Source organism: Mycolicibacterium sediminis, from assembly GCF_010731735.1.
GTDB classification, from domain to species: domain Bacteria; phylum Actinomycetota; class Actinomycetes; order Mycobacteriales; family Mycobacteriaceae; genus Mycobacterium; species Mycobacterium sediminis.
Window position 1 is genome coordinate 4,136,152 of record NZ_AP022588.1, and the last position, 19,240, is coordinate 4,155,391.

The window sequence follows — 19,240 nt, forward strand, 5'->3', positions numbered from 1 at the left end:
GATCGTAACAACGGGTCGAACCTCCGAAGTAATCAATTTGCAACCATCTGCATAAACATGCAGACTTCGTGCATGACTTCTGAGGCGGTCACCGTCGCCGTGGCCGGAGCCAGCGGATACGCCGGCGGCGAGATCCTTCGCCTGCTACTCGGCCATCCCGCCTACCGCGAGGGTCGCCTGACGATCGGCGCCCTGACGGCCGCTGCCAGCGCGGGCACCGACGTCACCGAGCACCACCCGCATCTGCTGCCGCTGGAGGGCCGCCTGCTCGACGCCACCAGCGTCGAGGTCCTCCGCGGTCACGACGTCGTGTTCCTCGCACTGCCGCACGGCCACTCCGCCGAGCTGGCGGAGCAGCTCGGATCCGACGTCCTCGTCGTCGACTGCGGTGCCGACTTCCGGCTCACCGACCCGGCCGCCTGGGAGCGGTTCTACGGCTCCGAGCACGCGGGCAGTTGGCCCTACGGGCTACCCGAACTGCCCGGCGGACGCGACACCCTCCGCACGACGAAGCGCATCGCCGTGCCCGGGTGCTATCCCACCGCGGCGCTGCTCGCGCTGCTGCCCGCCGTCGCCGCAGACCTCGTCGAGCCCGCCGTCACGGTGGTCGCCGTCAGCGGCACCTCCGGTGCCGGCCGCGCGGCCAAGGTCGACCTGCTCGGCTCCGAGGTGATCGGCTCCGCGCGGGCCTACAACGTCGCCGGTGCACACCGCCATACGCCGGAGATCGCCCAGGGACTGCGGGCGGTCACCGACCGCGACGTCACCGTCTCGTTCACCCCGGTGCTGATCCCGACGTCGCGCGGCATCCTCGCCACCTGCACGGCGCGGACCTCGGCGACGTCCTCGGAGATCCGGACCGCCTACGAGAAGGCCTACGGCGACGAGCCGTTCGTCCACCTGCTGCCCGACGGACGACTGCCGAAGACCGGTTCGGTGATCGGCAGCAACGCCGCCCAGATCGCGGTCGCCGTCGATGCCGACGCCGGTGTCCTCGTCGCGATCTGCGCGATCGACAACCTGGTCAAGGGCACCGGGGGAGCTGCGGTGCAATCGATGAACCTCGCCCTCGGATGGGCCGAGACGGACGGGTTGTCGACCGTGGGGGTGGCACCGTGACGAGCACCAGCGCCCAGAACCTCGTGCGCACGCAGGGCGTCACCGCGCCGGCCGGCTTCCGGGCCACCGGGATCGCCGCGGGCATCAAGGCCTCCGGCACCCCCGACCTCGCGCTGGTGTTCAACGAGGGCCCCGATCATGCTGCGGCGGCGGTGTTCACGCGCAACAAGGTCAAGGCCGCACCGGTGCTGTGGACCCAGCAGGCCATCACCACGCGGCGGCTGCGCGCAGTGATCCTGAACTCCGGCGGCGCCAACGCCTGCACGGGTCCCGGCGGATTCCAGGACACCCACGCGACCGCGGAGGCCGTCGCGGCGGCACTGTCGGACTGGGGCAGCGAGACCGGAGCCATCGAGGTCGGCGTCTGCTCCACGGGTCTGATCGGCGACCGGCTGCCGATGGCGAAGGTGCTGGCCGGCGTCACGGTCGTCGTCCAGGAGATGGCCGGTGGCCTGTCGGGTGGCACCGAGGCGGCCACGGCGATCATGACCACCGACACCGTGCCCAAACAGGTTGCGCTGCATCACGCCCAGGATTGGACGGTCGGCGGCATGGCCAAGGGGGCGGGCATGCTCGCGCCGTCGTTGGCGACCATGCTCTGCGTGATCACCACCGACGCCGCCGTGGACGCCGACGCCCTCGACCGCGCGTTGCGCGCGGCGACGGCACGGACGTTCGACCGGCTCGACGTCGACGGCAGCTGCTCCACCAACGACACCGTGCTGCTGCTCGCCTCCGGCGCCAGCGAGGTCACCCCCGACCCGGACGAGTTCGACGCCGCGATCCTCGCCGTCTGCGACGACCTCTGTGCCCAGCTGCAGGCCGACGCCGAGGGCATGACCAAGCGGATCGCGATCACCGTCACCGGTGCGGCGTCGGAGGAGGATGCCGTCACCGCGGCCCGTGTCATCGCCCGCGACAGCCTGGTGAAGACGGCCCTGTTCGGTTCGGATCCCAACTGGGGCCGCGTGCTGGCCGCCGTCGGCATGGCGCCCGTCGAGCTGGAGCCGGACCGGATCAGCGTGTCCTTCAACGGATCTCCGGTGTGCATCGACGGCGTGGGGGCGCCGGGTGCCCGTGACGTGGACCTGTCCGGCGCGGACGTCGAGGTCGTCGTCGCACTCGGCGTCGGCTCGGGATCCGCGACGATCCGCACCACCGACCTGTCGCACGCCTACGTCGAAGAGAACTCGGCGTACTCCTCGTGACCGCCACCGAAGACGTGTCGATCCCGACCGCGACCAAGGCCGCGGTGTTCGCCGAGGCGCTGCCCTGGCTGACCGAGCTGAACGGCAAGGTCGTCGTCGTCAAGTACGGCGGCAACGCCATGACCGACGACGTCCTGAAGTCCGCGTTCGCAGCCGACATGGTCTTCCTGCGCAACTGCGGCATCCACCCCGTCGTCGTGCACGGCGGAGGGCCCCAGATCAGCGCCATGCTCAAGCGGCTCGGCATCTCCGGGGAGTTCAAGGGTGGCTTCCGCGTCACCACGCCCGAGGTCCTCGACGTCGCGCGCATGGTGCTGTTCGGTCAGGTGGGTCGCGAACTCGTCGGCCTCATCAACGCGCACGGACCGTACGCGGTGGGCATCACCGGCGAGGACGCACACCTCTTCACCGCCATCCGGCGCGACGTCGTCGTCGACGGCGTGGCCACCGACATCGGCCTCGTCGGGGACGTCGAGAAGGTGGACACCTCCGCGGTTCTCGACCTGATCCGCGCCGGACGCATACCGGTGGTGTCGACCATCGCGCCCGACGTCGACGGCGTGGTGCACAACATCAACGCCGACACCGCCGCAGCCGCGCTGGCGGAGGCGCTCGGCGCGGAGAAACTGCTGATGCTCACCGACGTCGAGGGGCTGTACACCAACTGGCCCGACCGCGGCTCGCTGGTCGGCGAGATCGACGCGGCCGAGTTGATGGGGCTGCTGCCGACACTCGAGTCGGGCATGGTGCCGAAGATCGAGGCGTGCCTGCGCGCCGTCGGAGGCGGAGTGCCCAGCGCCCACGTCATCGACGGCCGCGTCGAGCACTGCGTGCTGGTCGAACTGCTCACCAACGAAGGGTCGGGGACCAAGGTGGTGCCGAGATGACGAATACCCAGGCGCTGCAGGCCCGTTGGCAGGCAGTGATGATGGACAACTACGGGACTCCCGCCGTCGCGCTCGCCAGCGGGGACGGCGCGGTGGTCACCGACGTCGACGGGAAGTCCTACGTCGACCTGCTCGGCGGCATCGCCGTCAACGTGCTGGGCCACCGGCATCCGGCCGTCATCGAGGCCGTCACCCGCCAACTCGACACGCTGGGTCACACGTCGAACTTCTATGCGACCGAACCCGGGATCGCGCTGGCGGAGGCGCTCGTCGCGCACCTCGGCGCCGACGTCCGGGCCCGCGTCTTCTTCGCGAACTCCGGCACCGAGGCCAACGAGGTCGCGTTCAAGATCAGCCGCCTGACCGGTCGGACCCGGCTCGTCGCCGCCGAGAACGCCTTCCACGGTCGCACCATGGGCTCGCTGGCCCTGACCGGACAACCGGCCAAGCAGGCACCGTTCGCGCCGCTGCCGGGCGAGGTCACCCACGTGCCCTACGGCGACGCGGACGCGTTGGCGGCCGCCGTGTCCGACGAGACCGCTGCGGTGTTCCTCGAACCGATCATGGGGGAGGGCGGCGTCGTGACACCGCCGCCGGGCTACCTCGTCGCCGCGCGCGAGATCACCGCTCGGCACGGCGCGCTGCTGATCCTCGACGAGGTGCAGACCGGCGTCGGACGCACCGGCACCTTCTACGCCCACCAGCAGGACGGCGTCACCCCCGACGTCGTCACGCTCGCCAAGGGTCTCGGCGGCGGGCTGCCGATCGGCGCCTGCCTTGCGATCGGTGACGCCGCGGACCTCCTGACCCCCGGATTGCACGGCAGCACGTTCGGCGGCAACCCCGTCTGCACGGCGGCCGCGCTCGCGGTGCTGACGGCCCTGGCCGACGAGGACCTGATCGGCCGCGCCGACGTCCTCGGCAAGTCCCTCGCGCACGGCATCGAGGCGCACGACCACCCGCTCGTCGACCACGTCCGGGGCCGCGGCCTGCTGCGCGGCATCGTGCTGACCGCCCCGCACGCGAAGGCCGTCGAGATGGCCGCCCGCGACGCCGGCTACCTCGTCAACGCCGCCACCCCCGACGTCGTGCGCCTCGCGCCACCCCTGGTGGTGACCGAGGACCAGCTCGACGCGTTCGTCACGGCCCTGCCCGCGATCCTCGACACCGCGACCCAGAACGCCATGGAGGCACGGTGACCACCTCATCCGCAGTGCGGCACTTCCTGCGCGACGACGACCTGAACCCCGACGAGCAGGCCGAGGTGCTGGCCCTGGCCGCCGAGCTGAAGAAGGCGCCGTTCAGCGCGCGCCCCCTCGAGGGTCCACGCGGCGTGGCCGTCATTTTCGAGAAGAACTCGACCCGGACCAGGTTCTCGTTCGAGATGGGCATCGCCCAACTCGGCGGACACTCCGTGGTGGTCGACGGCCGCAGCACCCAGCTCGGCCGGGAGGAAACCCTCGAGGACACGGGCGTGGTGCTGTCGCGCTACGTCGACGCCATCGTCTGGCGGACCTTCGCCCAGGAGCGGCTGACCGCGATGGCCACGGGCGCGACGGTGCCGATCGTCAACGCGCTCTCCGACGAGTTCCACCCCTGCCAGGTGCTCGCCGACCTGCAGACGCTGATCGAGCGCCGAGGCGCGCTGGCGGGACTGCGCATGACCTACTTCGGCGACGGCGCCAACAACATGGCGCACTCGCTGATGCTGGGCGGCGTGACCGCGGGCATCGACGTGACGATCGCGGCGCCCGTCGGGTTCGAACCGCACCCGATGTTCGTCGCCGCCGCCCGCGCGCGCGCCGCCGACACGGGCACCACCGTGACGGTCACCTCGGATGCCCGCGCCGCGGCCGACGGCGCCGACGTCCTGGTCACCGACACCTGGACCTCGATGGGGCAGGAGAACGACGGCCTGGACCGGGTGCGGCCGTTCCGGCCCTTCCAGGTCAACGCGGGGTTGCTCGAACTCGCCGACCCCGCGGCCGTCGTCCTGCATTGTCTGCCGGCGCACCGCGGTCACGAGATCACCGACGACGTGATCGACGGACCGCAGAGCGCGGTGTTCGACGAGGCCGAGAACCGGCTGCACGCCCAGAAGGCGCTGCTGGTGTGGCTGCTGGAGCGACGCGGATGAGACCGTCGTGACGACCTCCACCAGGGCAGGCAGGCAGGCGCGGATCGTGACGCTGCTGTCGTCGCACTCGGTGCGCAGTCAGGTCGAACTCGCGGGCATGCTGGCCGCGGACGGGATCGACGTCACCCAGGCCACCCTGTCGCGGGACCTCGAGGAACTCGGTGCGGTCAAGCTGCGCGGGGCCGACGGGGGCACCGGTGTGTACGTGGTGCCGGAGGACGGCAGCCCGGTGCGCGGAGTGTCGGGCGGCACCGAGCGCATGTCGCGACTCCTGGGTGACCTGCTGGTGTCCACCGATGCCAGCGGTAACCTCGCGGTGCTGCGCACCCCACCCGGCGCAGCGCACTACCTGGCCAGCGCCATCGACCGCGCGGCCCTGCCGGACGTCGTCGGCACGGTCGCCGGCGACGACACCATCCTGGTGGTCGCCCGCGACCCGATGACCGGAGCACAACTGGCCGAGCGCTTCGAAGAAGCTCATCGAGCGCACCCCAGCACGTCAACGCTTCAGTAGTAACGAGAAGGAGATTCAATGTCCGAACGCGTCATCCTGGCGTACTCCGGCGGTCTGGACACCTCGGTCGCGATCAGCTGGATCGGCAAGGAGACCGGTCGCGAGGTCGTGGCCGTGGCCATCGACCTCGGGCAGGGCGGTGAGGACATGGAGGTGGTCCGGCAGCGCGCCATCGACTGCGGAGCCGTCGAGGCCGTCGTCGTCGACGCTCGCGACGAGTTCGCGAACGAGTACTGCCTGCCGACCATCCAGTCCAACGCGCTCTACATGGACCGCTACCCGCTGGTGTCGGCGATCAGCCGCCCGCTGATCGTCAAGCACCTCGTCGAGGCCGCACGGGAGCACGGTGGCGGCATCGTGGCGCACGGCTGCACCGGCAAGGGCAACGATCAGGTGCGCTTCGAGGTCGGGTTCGCCTCGCTGGCACCGGATCTCGAGGTGCTGGCACCGGTCCGCGACTACGCGTGGACGCGGGAGAAGGCCATCGCCTTCGCCGAGGAGAACGCGATCCCGATCAACGTGAGCAAGCGCTCGCCGTTCTCGATCGACCAGAACGTGTGGGGCCGCGCCGTGGAAACGGGCTTCCTGGAACACCTCTGGAACGCCCCGACCAAGGACGTCTACGACTACACCGAGGATCCGACGGTCAACTGGAGCAGTCCGGACGAGGTGGTCGTCGGGTTCGAGCGGGGCGTGCCGGTGTCCATCGACGGCAGGCCGGTGAGCGTGCTCGAGGCCATCGTCGAGTTGAACCGCCGCGCGGGCGCGCAGGGCGTCGGGCGTCTCGACGTCGTCGAGGACCGCCTGGTCGGCATCAAGAGCCGCGAGATCTACGAGGCGCCGGGCGCCATGGTGCTCATCACCGCCCACACCGAACTCGAGCACGTCACGCTCGAGCGCGAACTGGGCCGGTTCAAGCGCAACACCGACCAGAAGTGGGGCGAGCTCGTCTACGACGGCCTGTGGTACTCGCCGCTGAAGCGCGCGCTCGAGACGTTCGTCGCGCACACCCAGGAGCACGTCAGCGGAGAGATCCGCCTGGTCCTGCACGGTGGACACATCGCCGTCAACGGCCGGCGCAGCGCCGAATCGCTCTACGACTTCAACCTCGCCACCTACGACGAGGGCGACACCTTCGACCAGTCCAGCGCCAAGGGCTTCGTCCACGTGCACGGCCTGTCGTCGAAGATCGCCGCGAAGCGGGACCTGGCGGGCACGTGACTCCTCCGACCTCTCCGGCGAGCGTGCGTGTCTGCGGGCGACACGCCGCAAGGAAACCCGACTTCACGCACGCTCGCGGGAGGAAGGCAACCACGTGAGCACCACCAACGAGGGGTCCCTGTGGGGCGGACGATTCGCCGACGGACCGTCCGACGCCCTTGCCGCACTGAGCAAGTCGACGCACTTCGACTGGGTGCTGGCGCCGTACGACGTCCGCGCCTCCAAGGCGCACGCGCGGGTGCTGTTCGGTGCGGGACTGCTGACCGAGGACCAACGCGACGGTCTGCTCGCCGGCCTGGACAGCCTGGGGGAGGACGTCGCCGACGGTACCTTCGGGCCGCTGCCGTCCGACGAGGACGTGCACGGCGCGCTCGAACGCGGCCTCATCGACCGGGTGGGCGACGAACTCGGTGGCCGATTGCGCGCGGGCCGGTCGCGCAACGACCAGGTCGCCACGCTGTTCCGGATGTGGTTGCGCGATGCGATGGCCAGGGTGGGCAACGGCGCCCTCGACGTCGTCGCCGCACTCGCCACCCAGGCCGCCGCGCACCCGACCGCGATCATGCCGGGCAAGACCCACCTGCAGTCGGCGCAGCCCGTCCTGCTGGCGCACCACCTGCTGGCGCACGCCCACCCGCTGCTGCGCGATGTCTCGCGCATCGTCGACTTCGATGTGCGTACGGCCGTGTCGCCGTACGGTTCCGGGGCGCTCGCCGGGTCGTCGCTCGGTCTCGACCCGGACGCCATCGCCGCGGAACTCGGCTTCGACGCGGCGGCCGACAACTCGATCGACGCGACCGCCGCCAGGGACTTCGCCGCCGAGGCCGCGTTCGTCCTGGCGATGATCGCGGTGGACCTGTCCCGGCTCGCCGAGGACGTGATCCTGTGGAGCACCACGGAATTCGGCTACGTCACGCTGCACGACTCATGGTCCACCGGCAGCTCGATCATGCCTCAGAAGAAGAACCCGGACATCGCCGAACTGGCCCGAGGCAAGTCCGGACGTCTGATCGGCAACCTCACCGGCCTCCTCGCGACGCTGAAGGCGCAACCGCTCGCCTACAACCGGGACCTGCAGGAGGACAAGGAGCCGGTGTTCGACTCCGTCGGGCAACTCGAGATGCTGCTGCCCGCGGTCGCCGGTCTCGTCGGGACCCTCGTCTTCGACACCGACCGGATGGCCGAACTCGCGCCGCTCGGCTACACCCTGGCCACCGACGTCGCGGAATGGCTGGTCCGGCAGGGCATCCCGTTCCGCGTCGCCCACGAGGCGGCCGGCGCGGCGGTGCGTACCGCCGAGTCGCGCGGCGTGGGTCTCGAGGAGCTGGCCGACGACGAACTCGCCGGCATCCACCCGGGACTGACCGCGGAGGTGCGCGAGGTCCTCACCGTCGCCGGCTCGGTCGACTCGCGCGATGCTCGCGGCGGCACCGCACCCGTGCAGGTCGCCCGGCAGCTGGGCATCGTCCGGGACACCGCGGACCGGCTGCGGGTGGCACTGCGCCACCCGGTGTGACGCCCGGACTCAGCCGTCGGCCAGCTCGAGCCACTCCTCTTCGAGGGACTCCTTGCGTGCGGTCAGGTCCCGCAGTTCGTCGTTGAGGGCCGCCGCCTTCACGTGGTCGGCGGCGGCGTCCGCCATCGTCGAGTGCAGAGTCGCGATCCTGCTGTCGAGCTTGCCAAGCTGACTCTCGATGCGCGACAGCTCCTTTCCGGTCCGGCGCTCCCGCGCGGACGCCGACTCGGATCGGTCGGCGGTCTTCGCCGGCGCGGCGGACTCCGCGGCGATGCGACCCTCGAGGTACTGCTCGATGCCACCGGGTAGCAGGTCGCAGCGGCCGCCGCCGGTCAGCGCGTAGGTGACGTCGGTGACGCGCTCGAGGAAGTAGCGGTCGTGGGTCACGACGATGAGCGTGCCGGGCCAGCCGTCCAGGTAATCCTCGATGACGGTCAGCGTGTCGATGTCGAGGTCGTTGGTCGGCTCGTCGAGCAGCAGCACGTTCGGCTCGTCGAGGAGCAGGCGCAGGAACTGCAGCCGCCGTCGCTCGCCGCCGGACAGGTCGCCCAGCCGGGTGGTGAGCTTGTCGCCGGTGAAGCCGAAGTCCTCCAGCAGCGTCGACGTACTGACCTCGCGCCCGCCCGCGACCTCGGTGAGCCGCTTCTTGCTCTCGACCGCGTCGAGCACCCGCTCGTCGGGATTCAGTTCGGCGAGTGCCTGACTCAGGTAGCCGATCGACAGTGTCTGACCGCGCTTGACCGTGCCCGACGTCGGGGGCATCTCACCGACGAGGAGCTTGAGGATCGACGACTTGCCGGTGCCGTTGACCCCGACGAGACCGATCCGGGCGCCCGGCCCGATCGACCAGTCCAGCTTGTCGAGCAGCGTCTTGCCGCCGAGTTCGAGGTCGACGCGGTGCAGATCGAACACGTCCTTGCCGAGCCGTGCCGTCGCGAAGCGCTGCAGCGACAGCGAATCCCGCGCCGGCGGCTCGTTCGCGATCAGGTCGTTGGCCGCCTGGATGCGGAATCGCGGCTTGGACGTCCGCGCGGGCGGACCCCGCCGCAGCCACGCCAGTTCCTTGCGCATCAGGTTCTGCCGGCGGCTCTCGGTGCCCGCGGCGATCCTCGAGCGTTCGGCCCGGGCGAGCACGTACTCGGCGTAGCCGCCGTCGTAGGCGTCGACGGTGCCGTCGTGCACCTCCCAGGTCTTCGTGCAGACGGCGTCGAGGAACCAGCGATCGTGGCTGACCACGACGATCGACTGGGTGCGCTTGCCGGCGAGGTGACCCGCCAGCCAGCCGATCACCTCGACGTCGAGGTGGTTGGTGGGCTCGTCGAGGACCAGCACGTCATGGCCGGCCAGCAGCACGGCGGCCAGCGCGACGCGTCGCCGCTCGCCACCGCTGAGATCGTCGACGGTCTGGTCGAGCGACACCTCGGACAGCAGGTGGGTGACCACGGCGCGGGTCTCGGCCTCCGCGGCCCAGATGTGGTCGGGTCTGCCACCCACGATGACGTCACGGATCGTGGCCTCGGCGGCGAAGTCGTCGGCCTGGTGCAGGTACCCGACCGACGTCCCGGACGTGTGCGTGACGCGTCCGGAGTCGGGAGGACGTGTTTCGGTGAGGATCTGGAGCAGGGTCGTCTTGCCGTCGCCGTTGCGGCCGACGACACCGATCGCCTCGCCCTCGTCGATGCCCAGGCTCACGCCGTCGAGGAGGGTTCGGGTGCCGTAGCCGACGCTGACGCGTTCGACGTTGATCAGGTTCGCCATCGGCCTCCGATCATAGGCGGCGACCGGTGGCCGCCGTCGCACCGAGGCCGGTGGGGCCGTCAGGCCGCTGTGCCATGATGACGACGGAAAACTGCGGGTCCGGGGGAGCGTGAAGGGAAGCACAATGGTCGACCTGTCGGCATTCACCAGACCCGTGGGGCGGCTGATGGCGACGGCGCAGAACGGCCTCGAGGTGCTGCGCTACGGCGGACTCGAAACCGGTGCGCTGCCATCGCCCTTCCAGATCGTCGAGAGCGTCCCCATGTACCGGCTGCGCCGGTACTTCCCACCCGACGTCCGCCCGGGTGCGGCCGAGCCGGGTCCGCCGGTCCTGATGGTGCACCCGATGATGATGTCGGCCGACATGTGGGACGTCACCCGCGCGGAAGGCGCCGTGGGCATCCTGCACGCCGCGGGAATCGACCCCTGGGTCATCGACTTCGGCTCCCCGGACGAGGTCGAGGGCGGCATGCAGCGCAACCTCTCCGACCACATCGTCGCCCTCAGCGAGGCCGTCGACACGGTGAAGAAGCTCACCGACAGTGACGTCCACCTCGCCGGCTACTCGCAGGGCGGCATGTTCTGCTACCAGGCCGCCGCGTTCCGGCGGTCCGAGGGCATCGCCAGCATCGTCGCCTTCGGCTCGCCGGTGGACACGCTGGCCGCGCTGCCCTTCAATCTGCCGGCCGGCCTGGCCGTCGGTGCGGCCGACTTCATGGCCGACCACGTCTTCAGCCGCATCGACATCCCCGGCTGGATGGCCCGCACCGGCTTCCAACTGCTCGACCCGATCAAGACCGCCCAGTCACGGGTGGAGTTCGTGCGGCAGTTGCACGACCGCGAGGCGCTGCTGCCCCGCGAGCAGCAGCGGCGCTTCCTGGCCTCCGACGGGTACATCGCGTGGTCCGGGCCGGCGATCGCGGAACTGCTCAAGCAGTTCATCGCGCACAACCGGATGATGAGCGGCGGGTTCTCGATCCGGGGTGACCTCGTCACGCTCGCCGACATCGACTGCCCCATCCTCGCCGTCGTCGGCGAGGTGGACGACATCGGCCAGCCCGCGTCGGTCCGCGGGATCAGGCGCGCCTCGCCGCAGGCCGACGTCTACGAATACCTGATCCGCGCCGGGCATTTCGGCCTCGTCGTGGGGTCGCGGGCGGCCGACCAGACCTGGCCGACCGTGGCGGGCTGGGTCAAGTGGCTGTCGGGCGACGGCAGGATGCCCTCGGACGTCGTGCCCATGGCGTTGCAGCCCCCGCAGGGCAGCGACACCGGCGTGCCGCTCACCTCCCGCCTGGTCCACGGCGCCGGTGCCGCCGCGGAGCTGACCTTCAACGTGGCCCGTTCGGCCGCAGACGCCTTCATCACCGCCAACAAGTCCGCACGTGCGCTGGTCGTCGAGACGGCGCGCACGCTGCCCAGGCTCGCCCGGCTCGGGCAGATCAACGACCACACGCGAATCTCCCTCGGCCGCATCATGAGTGAACAGGCCGTCGCGACGCCGGAGGGCGAGTTCCTGCTGTTCGACGGGCGGGTGCACACCTACGAGGCGGTCGACCGCCGCATCAACAACGTCGTCCGCGGTCTCATCAGCGTCGGGGTCCGCCAGGGTGCGCACGTCGGCGTCCTGATGGAGACCAGGCCGAGCGCGCTGGTCGCGATCGCCGCGCTGTCTCGCCTCGGCGCCGTCGCGGTCCTGATGCCGCCGGATGCCGACCTCGCCGAGGCGGCCCGGCTGGGTGGCGTGTCGGACGTCATCGCCGACCCCGGCAACCTGGACGCGGCCACCCGGCTGCCCCTGCGCGTGCTGGTTCTCGGCGGTGGTGAGAACCGCGACCTGGACCCGCAGGGCAACCCGAACGTGGTCGACATGGAGCGGATCGACCCCGACGTCGTCGCCTTGCCCGGCTGGTACCGGCCCAACCCCGGCTTCGCGAAGGACCTCGCCTACGTCGCCTTCGCCACCGTCGGCGGCGCACTCGTCGCACGCCAGATCACGAACTTCCGGTGGGCGCTGTCCGCATTCGGGACGGCGTCGGCGGCGAACCTCGAACGCGGTGACACCGTCTACTGCCTGACGCCGCTGCACCACCAGTCGGGGCTGCTCGTCAGCGTGGGTGGCGCCGTCGTCGGCGGAACCCGGATCGCGCTGTCCCGCGGGCTGCGCCCGGACCGCTTCGTTCACGAGCTGCGGCAGTACGGAGTCACCGTCGTGTCCTACACCTGGGCGATGCTCCGCGACGTGGTGGACGATCCGTCCTTCGTGCTCAACGGCACCCACCCGGTGCGGCTCTTCATCGGCTCCGGCATGCCGACCGGCCTCTGGAAGCGCATCGAGGAGGAATTCGCGCCGGCGCACATCGTCGAGTTCTTCGCGACCACCGACGGTCAGGCCGTCCTCGCGAACGTCTCGGGAGCCAAGATCGGCAGCGAGGGCCGACCGCTTCCGGGCGGTGGACGCGTCGAACTCGCGGCCTACGACGTCGACGACGACCTCATCCTCGAGGAGGACAGCGGCTTCGTCCGGCTCGCCGATACCAATGAGGTGGGCGTCCTGCTCGCGCACCCCCGTGGTCCCGTCGACCCGAGGGCATCGATCAAGCGCGGCGTGTTCGCCCCGGCCGACTTCTGGGTGTCGACGGAGTACCTGTTCCGCCGCGACGCGGACGGTGACTTCTGGTTGGTCGATCATCGGGGCAGCGTCATCCGGACCGAGCGCGGTCCGGTGTTCAGCGCCACGGTCAACGACGCGGCGGGTCGGATCGGCGCGGTGGACCTCGCGGCGACCTACGAGGTCAAGGTCGACGACAGGGCCCTCGCGGTGACCGCCCTCGCGCTGGCCCCCGGAGGCAGCGTCCCGACCGCCGACCTCAACGAGGCGCTCGCGACGCTGCCGGCGGGAGTGCACCCCGACGTCGTGCACGTGGTCCCCGACATGAAGCTCAGCGCGTCCTACCGTCCGCTGCTCGGTCCGCTGCGGTCCGGCGGGCTGCCGAAGCCGTCCCGTAACGCCTGGTACCGGGACGACGACACAGGGGTGTACAAGCGGTTGACGGCCGCCGTGCGAACCGAGTTGCTGGGGGAGGGCTCGGCCCGCTGAGGCCGTGCGTCACCTTGGTCACACTGTTAGGCTCCCGGCTGGCGGCAGAGCGTCGCAGGCCCCGTTCGCGTGGAGGATCGATGACTTCGCTGACCAGCACGAATACCCGCTGGCGTCGCGCCGCAACCGGAGCGGTCGCCTCCGGCGCCCTGGTCGCCGGACTTCTCGCGGCCGCGCCGGCGGCGCTGTCGGAACCCTCGCCCGTCGAACCCACCAACCCCGTCACCCCGGTGGCGTCCGCACCGGGCAGCCCGATCACGCCGGGCGGTGCCGGCGCCATGTCCAGCGATGCGCAGGCCGGCGATCAGGCGCTGGCGACGATCGCCGCGGACTACGACACCGGCAGCGGTGGCGGCCAGGTGTCGCAGCTGATCCACAGCGTGATGATGCTGCGGTCGCAGGGCTACTACCCGTCCAAGGGCAACGTGATCGCGCTGCAGGAGGGGTTGGCGAAGCGGCCCAACCAGGTGCCCCTGCGGACGGCGCTCGAGCAGACGCTGTCGTTCCAACGCCGCGCCCAGCAGCGCGGGATGATGCAGCAGTCGCAGAGCCCCACCCAGTTCGGCATCGGGCAGATCCCGCCGGGCAACGGCCAGCCGATCCAGAGTCCGCTCGACATCCCCCAGGGCTGAGCGATGGCACTGGACCAGAGGCTGCTCGACATCCTCGTCTGCCCGCAGGACCGTGGGCCGCTGCTGCTCGTCGCCGACGAGGGCGTCCTCTACAACCCGCGACTGCGTCGTGCCTACCGGATCGAGGGCGACGTTCCCGTGCTCCTGGTCGACGAGGCCGTCGACGTCACCGACGACGCCGAGCACGACCGCCTGGTGACCCTCGCCGGTGCGTGATTGCAGCTAGCGGTAATGCGGCCCTGGGTATGCACGATCATACTTAGGGCATGACCACCAACGGCTCCGTCGAGCACGCCAACCGTCGCCTCATCATCCCGTTCGACCGCGACCTCGCGGACTTCGTCGAGCAGTACGAACAGGTCGTGCCGACGGCCGACCTCGCTGCCTTCGCGGCCCTGACGTCCTGGCAGGAGCACCTCGACCTCGCCGAACGCACCGCCCCCTACGGGTTCATGCGGTACTACGGCGTCGATCTCACCGCCGTGTTCGCCACGGCGTCCGCGCCGTGGACCGGCCGCCAGTACCTGATGGGGAACCACACCATCGCCGAACGGATGTTCCGGCACGATCCGGCCGTGATGCTGCACGCACCACTGCGAACGCTGCTGTACGTCGATCCCGCGGGGACGACCAACCTGGCGGTCGATCAGCCGAGCCTGCTGTTCGGCAGTTACGGCTCGACCGAGATCGAGGCCGTCGGCCGCCACCTCGACTCGCTCCTCGCGGGACTGGTCGTCACGCTGGGTGGCGACGCCCCCACCGAACTTCGTCACGACTCCTGAGCCGGCCCGGGCAGTTCGCCTGTGAGGTAGCGTTGCAGGTTCGGCGCGATCGTCCGGGCGATCTGATCGACCGGCAGCGTCGCGAACGGTTCCAGCTCGAGGATGTACCTCGCGATCACGACGCCCACCAACTGCGAGGCGACGAACTGCACCCGGACGCGCCCGGAGCCCGGCGGGTCGTCGACGCGACCTCCGAGTTCGACGGCGATCACCTCCTGGACGAACGACCGCACGAGGCCGACGTCGTTGCCCGCCAGCAGTGAGCGCAGGGTCGCGATGAAACCGGCGCCCAGCTCGGAGTCCCACAGCGGCAACAGGGTCGACGGCAGCATCAGCCCCAGCTGGTCCACGGGCGTCTCACGCATCGGACCGATGACCTGCATGGGATCGATCGGGATGTGGATCGCGGCGGCGAACAACTGCTGCTTGGTGCCGAAGTAGTGATGGACGAGCGCCGCGTCCACACCGGCGCCCGCCGCGATGGAGCGTACGGAGGTCTTGTCGAACCCGTTGCGGGCGAACAATTCCCGAGCGTGGTCGAGGATGCGGTCGCGGCTGTCGGACCCGCCCGCGGGGCGTCCCGGTCGCCTGCTCACGGAGTCCTGCGGCGGAGCGTCGCCGCCGCCAGGCCCATGGCCAGGACGGCGAATCCCACCACCACCGCTACGTCGCGCACCGCGGTCGCAGTCATCTCCGGGTGCGCGCCCACCTCCCGAAGAGCCTCGAGCGCGTAGCTGGCGGGCAGGACGTCGCTGATCCACTGCAGCCAGCCGGGCAGCACGTCGCGCGGCACGATGATCCCGCACAGCAGCAGCTGCGGCACGATGACCAGCGGCATGAACTGGACGGCCTGGAACTCGGTGCGCGCGAACGCGCTGCAGAGCAGCCCGAGTCCCACGCCGAGGACGGCGTTGATGATCGCGATCACGAACACGAGCGCCGGGCTGCCCGCGGTGTCGAGCCCGAGCAGCCAGAACGAGACGACGCATGCCAGCGTGGCCTGCGCGGCCGCGGCGATGGAGAACGCGGTGCCGTACGCGGCGAGCAGATCGAGGCGGCGCAGGGGAGTGGTGAGGATGCGTTCCAAGGTGCCCGACGCGCGCTCCCGCTGCATGGTGATGGACGTGATCAGGAACATCACGACCAGCGGGAAGACGCCGAGCATGATCAGGCACGCGTCGTCGAACGGCGACGGAACACCCGGCCGTCGCGGGGCGTCCTGGAACATGAAGAACATCAGCGCGATGATGGCGCTCGGCACCACCACGATCATGGCGACGCTGCGGTGGTCGCCGGCCAGCTGCCGGAGGATCCGCGTCGTGGTGGCGACGTAGGGGACCGGGCTCAGCCCGCCGCGGCGCCCACGTGCCCGGTGGTGCGCCGGATGATGGTCAGGAACGCGTCCTCCAGTGACTGACATCCGGTGTCCTCTCGCAGTGTCGTCGGGGTGGTACGGGTGAGCAGGCGACCGTGGCGCATCAGGAGCAGGTCGCGGCAGTGGTCGGCTTCGTCCATGACGTGGCTCGACACCAGCAGTGTGGTGCCGTTTCGCGCCAGGTCGTGGAAGCGCTGCCAGAGGTCGACCCGCAGCACGGGGTCCAGGCCGACGGTGGGTTCGTCGAGTACGAGCAGATCGGGATGCGACACCAGTGCGCAGGCCAGTGACACCCGGTTCCGCTGGCCGCCGGAGAGGCCGGCGCACGGCGCGGCCCGATGGTCTCCGAGCCCGACGGCGGTGATCGCCTCGTCGGCGGCGGCCTTGCCCGTGCCGTACAGCGCAGCGAAGTAGCGGACGTTGTCGACGACTCGTAGGTCGCCGTAGATGGTGGCGTTCTGCGTGACGTAGCCGACGCGGTGACGGAGAGCGGCACTGCCGGCGGGCATGCCGAGCACGGTGACCGATCCCGAGGCGACGACCTGGGTGCCGGTGATCGAGCGGATCAAGGTCGTCTTGCCGCATCCGGACGGGCCGAGCAGGCCGGTGATGGTTCCGCGACCCACCCGCAGCGAGACGTCGTCGAGTGCGCGCCGCCCGCCGCGGATCACGACCAGCCGGTCGACGACCACCGCATCGTCGGGTTGCGCGGCCGGTCGCTGAAATTCATCGGACGATGAAGTCATCATGCGATGAATAATGCGCCCCGTCGCCGGGTCTGTCAACGGAACGCGGCAGAATCGCCACCGTGTCTCCCGACCGCCTGCCCGCCGACCCGGTCGCCGCCGCTCGGCGGCTCCTCGGCGCGGAACTGACCGGTCGTGACGTCACGGCCACGATCGTCGAGGTCGAGGCCTACGGCGGGCCGCCCGACGGACCATGGCCGGACTCCGCGTCGCACTCGTTCCGCGGTCCTCGGCCCCGCAGTGCGGTCATGTTCGGACCGCCGGGCCGGCTGTACACCTACCGCAGCCACGGCATCCACGTGTGCGCGAACGTGGTGTGCGGGTTCGACGGCGTCGCAGGTGCGGTACTGCTCAGGGCGGCCGTGATCGACGACGGAGACGTCGTCGCGTCCACCCGGCGCGGCCCGGCGGTGCCGGCGGCCAAACTCGCCAGGGGCCCTGGCAACCTGTGCTCTGCGCTGGGAATCGCGCTCGAGGACAACGGGATCGATCTCTTCGACGAGACGAGCCCGGTGCGGCTTCGGCTCGGCGAGTCGATCGAGGGCTCGAGTGGACCTCGGGTGGGGGTGAGTACGGCCGCGGACCGCCCGTGGCGGTTCTGGGTGGGTGGCCGTTCGGAGGTGTCCGCCTTCCGTCGCAGCCCGCGGGCGCCGGCCCCGGGAGCGAGCGACTGACTGGTTACGGGTCGAGGGCGCCGATGCGCGAAGATCGACGCATGGTTGACGACATCCTCGATGAACTGGACTGGCGCGGCTTGATCGCACAGTCGACTGATCGAGATGCCCTGGCGGCGGATCTCGCCGCAGGTCCGCTGACGCTGTACTCCGGGTTCGATCCGACCGGGCCGAGTTTGCACGCCGGACACCTCGTCCCGCTGCTGGTCCTCCGGCGGTTCCAGCAGGCGGGCCACCGTCCGATCGTCCTGGCCGGCGGAGCCACCGGCATGATCGGCGACCCGCGGGAGACGGGCGAGCGCACGCTGAACACCGCGGACACCGTCGCGGACTGGGCCTCCCGCATCCGAGGCCAGCTCGAACGCTTCGTCGAGTTCGACGAGACGCCGACGGGTGCGGTCACGCAGAACAACCTGACCTGGACCAGCGAACTGTCGGCCATCGAGTTCCTACGCGACGTCGGCAAGTACTTCTCGGTCAACGTCATGCTCGACCGTGAGACCGTGCGGCGGCGCCTCGAGGGTGATGGCATGTCCTACACCGAGTTCAGCTACATGCTTCTGCAGTCCAACGACTACGTGGAACTCCATCGGCGGTTCGGCTGCGCGTTGCAGATCGGCGGTTCCGATCAGTGGGGCAACATCGTGGCCGGAGCACGCCTGGTCCGCCAGAAGGCCGGAGCGACGGTGCACGCGATGACGACCCCCCTGGTCACCGACTCCGAGGGCAGGAAGTTCGGCAAGTCGACCGGCGGCGGCAATCTCTGGCTGGATCCGGAGATGACCAGCCCGTACGCCTGGTACCAGTACTTCGTGAACACCGCCGACGCCGACGTCGTGCCCTACCTCAAGTGGTTCACGTTCCTCTCGCGCGACGAGGTCGAGGAACTCGACGAGGCGACCAGGTCACGTCCCCACGAACGCGCCGGCCAACGCCGACTGGCCCGGGAACTGACCACCCTGGTGCACGGGCAATCGGCGACGGATGCGGTCGAGCTGGCGAGCCAAGCGCTGTTCGGCCGGGGCGAACTGACCGACCTCGACGAGCCGACGCTCGCGGCCGCTCTGCGAGAGGCCGGCAACGACCAGGTCGCCGAACTGGCGCCCGGGGGACCGGATGCGATCACCGACCTCCTGGTGGCGACCGGTCTCGTCCCGAGCAGGGGCGCGGCCCGACGGACCGTGGCCGAAGGCGGCGTCTACGTCAACAACGTCCGGATCGAGAGCGACGAGTGGACACCGGAGGCCGGCGACTTCCTGCACGGCCGGTGGCTGGTGCTGCGCCGTGGCAAGCGGAACATTTCCGGAGTCCGACGCGTTGGATGATGAGACCGACGAGAAAAAGAGCGTCTACCAGCGGATTTGACTCCGAGTTACCACTGACGTAACTTATCTCAGGTCGCCGCGACACGGACTTCGGACCGGGGAGCGCGGCAGACTCCCAGAGGGAAACCCGCACTTCGGTGAGGGTCCTCATCCGCCCGCAGTACTAGCTAGCGGCTTTCAGCCGCGGGGTTCGTGCGCGGTCGGAGCGGGTGTGTTGTTTGAGAACTCAATAGTGTGTTTGGTGGT

Annotated in this window: 18 protein-coding genes; 14 read left to right on the top strand and 4 right to left on the bottom strand. The window is 70.2% G+C overall.

The window, feature by feature from the left end; genetic code table 11:
- The first annotated feature begins 72 nt into the window (after window positions 1-72).
- The 8 genes from argC (at window position 73) to argH (ending at window position 8,602) form a co-directional block, all read left to right on the top strand.
- Entirely contained in the window at window positions 73-1,119 is a 1,047-nt protein-coding gene (gene argC / locus G6N64_RS19785; protein WP_197748288.1) for an N-acetyl-gamma-glutamyl-phosphate reductase, read from the top strand.
- Complete coding sequence (gene argJ / locus G6N64_RS19790; protein ID WP_246230718.1) at window positions 1,116-2,327, top strand: bifunctional glutamate N-acetyltransferase/amino-acid acetyltransferase ArgJ; 1,212 nt, start codon at window positions 1,116-1,118, stop codon at window positions 2,325-2,327. The genes argC and argJ overlap by 4 nt, the downstream gene beginning before the upstream one ends.
- Entirely contained in the window at window positions 2,324-3,214 is an 891-nt protein-coding gene (gene argB / locus G6N64_RS19795) for an acetylglutamate kinase (RefSeq protein ID WP_409370731.1), read from the top strand. Before argJ ends, argB begins: the two co-directional genes overlap by 4 nt.
- Window positions 3,211-4,413, top strand: coding sequence for an acetylornithine transaminase (locus G6N64_RS19800; protein WP_163799014.1), 1,203 nt, complete (start codon window positions 3,211-3,213; stop codon window positions 4,411-4,413). Before argB ends, G6N64_RS19800 begins: the two co-directional genes overlap by 4 nt.
- 14 nt (window positions 4,414-4,427) lie before the next feature.
- Window positions 4,428-5,351 (top strand): ornithine carbamoyltransferase, encoded by a 924-nt coding sequence (gene argF / locus G6N64_RS19805; protein WP_163801958.1) that lies wholly within the window; start codon window positions 4,428-4,430, stop codon window positions 5,349-5,351.
- Between the two features lie 7 nt (window positions 5,352-5,358).
- Window positions 5,359-5,865 carry an arginine repressor gene (locus G6N64_RS19810; RefSeq protein ID WP_163799016.1) on the top strand — a complete coding sequence of 169 codons (507 nt, stop codon included), beginning with the start codon at window positions 5,359-5,361 and terminating at the stop codon, window positions 5,863-5,865.
- A gap of 18 nt (window positions 5,866-5,883) precedes the next feature.
- Window positions 5,884-7,086, top strand: a complete 1,203-nt coding sequence (locus G6N64_RS19815; RefSeq protein WP_163799018.1) for an argininosuccinate synthase — start codon at window positions 5,884-5,886, stop codon at window positions 7,084-7,086.
- A gap of 94 nt (window positions 7,087-7,180) precedes the next feature.
- Window positions 7,181-8,602: an argininosuccinate lyase gene (gene argH, locus G6N64_RS19820; protein WP_163799020.1), complete on the top strand. Its 1,422-nt coding sequence runs from the start codon at window positions 7,181-7,183 to the stop codon at window positions 8,600-8,602.
- A gap of 9 nt (window positions 8,603-8,611) precedes the next feature.
- Here argH and G6N64_RS19825 read toward each other — a convergent pair whose 3' ends face one another.
- Complete coding sequence (locus G6N64_RS19825; RefSeq protein ID WP_163799023.1) at window positions 8,612-10,360, bottom strand: ABC-F family ATP-binding cassette domain-containing protein; 1,749 nt, start codon at window positions 10,358-10,360, stop codon at window positions 8,612-8,614.
- Window positions 10,361-10,484: 124 nt separating this feature from the next.
- Between G6N64_RS19825 and G6N64_RS19830 the strand changes: the two genes are divergently transcribed.
- The 4 genes from G6N64_RS19830 to G6N64_RS19845 all read left to right on the top strand — a co-directional run bounded on the left by G6N64_RS19830 (window position 10,485) and on the right by G6N64_RS19845 (window position 14,874).
- Window positions 10,485-13,460, top strand: coding sequence for an acyl-CoA synthetase (locus tag G6N64_RS19830; protein WP_163799025.1), 2,976 nt, complete (start codon window positions 10,485-10,487; stop codon window positions 13,458-13,460).
- Between the two features lie 80 nt (window positions 13,461-13,540).
- Complete coding sequence (locus G6N64_RS19835) at window positions 13,541-14,092, top strand: hypothetical protein (RefSeq protein ID WP_163799027.1); 552 nt, start codon at window positions 13,541-13,543, stop codon at window positions 14,090-14,092.
- A gap of 3 nt (window positions 14,093-14,095) precedes the next feature.
- Window positions 14,096-14,308: a Trm112 family protein gene (locus tag G6N64_RS19840; protein ID WP_163799029.1), complete on the top strand. Its 213-nt coding sequence runs from the start codon at window positions 14,096-14,098 to the stop codon at window positions 14,306-14,308.
- 50 nt (window positions 14,309-14,358) lie between these two features.
- Window positions 14,359-14,874: a DUF302 domain-containing protein gene (locus tag G6N64_RS19845; protein ID WP_197748289.1), complete on the top strand. Its 516-nt coding sequence runs from the start codon at window positions 14,359-14,361 to the stop codon at window positions 14,872-14,874.
- Here the strand turns inward: G6N64_RS19845 and G6N64_RS19850 are convergent.
- Genes G6N64_RS19850 through G6N64_RS19860 form a run of 3 tightly spaced genes read right to left on the bottom strand, consistent with a single transcriptional unit; the run spans window position 14,862 to window position 16,998 of the window.
- A complete protein-coding gene (locus tag G6N64_RS19850) occupies window positions 14,862-15,470 on the bottom strand; it encodes a TetR/AcrR family transcriptional regulator (protein WP_163799030.1) in 609 nt (202 codons plus the stop codon). The genes G6N64_RS19845 and G6N64_RS19850 overlap by 13 nt on opposite strands.
- Entirely contained in the window at window positions 15,467-16,294 is an 828-nt protein-coding gene (locus tag G6N64_RS19855) for an ABC transporter permease (RefSeq protein ID WP_163799031.1), read from the bottom strand. Before G6N64_RS19855 ends, G6N64_RS19850 begins: the two co-directional genes overlap by 4 nt.
- Window positions 16,219-16,998, bottom strand: coding sequence for an ABC transporter ATP-binding protein (locus tag G6N64_RS19860; RefSeq protein ID WP_163799033.1), 780 nt, complete (start codon window positions 16,996-16,998; stop codon window positions 16,219-16,221). The genes G6N64_RS19855 and G6N64_RS19860 overlap by 76 nt, the downstream gene beginning before the upstream one ends.
- 59 nt (window positions 16,999-17,057) lie before the next feature.
- Here G6N64_RS19860 and G6N64_RS19865 point away from each other — a divergent pair, with 59 nt between their 5' ends.
- Window positions 17,058-17,669: a DNA-3-methyladenine glycosylase gene (locus G6N64_RS19865; protein ID WP_163799035.1), complete on the top strand. Its 612-nt coding sequence runs from the start codon at window positions 17,058-17,060 to the stop codon at window positions 17,667-17,669.
- A gap of 41 nt (window positions 17,670-17,710) precedes the next feature.
- Window positions 17,711-18,994 carry a tyrosine--tRNA ligase gene (tyrS, locus tag G6N64_RS19870; RefSeq protein ID WP_163799037.1) on the top strand — a complete coding sequence of 428 codons (1,284 nt, stop codon included), beginning with the start codon at window positions 17,711-17,713 and terminating at the stop codon, window positions 18,992-18,994.
- The last annotated feature ends 246 nt before the right edge of the window (window positions 18,995-19,240 follow it).

Coding starts and splice junctions, on each gene's coding strand:
- G6N64_RS19860 (WP_163799033.1), bottom strand. CDS start 16,998: ATGATGACTTCATCGTCCGATGAATTTCAGCGACCGGCCGCGCAACCC.
- G6N64_RS19845 (WP_197748289.1), top strand. CDS start 14,359: ATGACCACCAACGGCTCCGTCGAGCACGCCAACCGTCGCCTCATCATC.
- G6N64_RS19800 (WP_163799014.1), top strand. CDS start 3,211: ATGACGAATACCCAGGCGCTGCAGGCCCGTTGGCAGGCAGTGATGATG.
- G6N64_RS19830 (WP_163799025.1), top strand. CDS start 10,485: ATGGTCGACCTGTCGGCATTCACCAGACCCGTGGGGCGGCTGATGGCG.
- G6N64_RS19840 (WP_163799029.1), top strand. CDS start 14,096: ATGGCACTGGACCAGAGGCTGCTCGACATCCTCGTCTGCCCGCAGGAC.
- G6N64_RS19835 (WP_163799027.1), top strand. CDS start 13,541: ATGACTTCGCTGACCAGCACGAATACCCGCTGGCGTCGCGCCGCAACC.
- G6N64_RS19855 (WP_163799031.1), bottom strand. CDS start 16,294: ATGTCAGTCACTGGAGGACGCGTTCCTGACCATCATCCGGCGCACCAC.
- G6N64_RS19815 (WP_163799018.1), top strand. CDS start 5,884: ATGTCCGAACGCGTCATCCTGGCGTACTCCGGCGGTCTGGACACCTCG.
- G6N64_RS19825 (WP_163799023.1), bottom strand. CDS start 10,360: ATGGCGAACCTGATCAACGTCGAACGCGTCAGCGTCGGCTACGGCACC.
- tyrS (WP_163799037.1), top strand. CDS start 17,711: ATGGTTGACGACATCCTCGATGAACTGGACTGGCGCGGCTTGATCGCA.
- argC (WP_197748288.1), top strand. CDS start 73: ATGACTTCTGAGGCGGTCACCGTCGCCGTGGCCGGAGCCAGCGGATAC.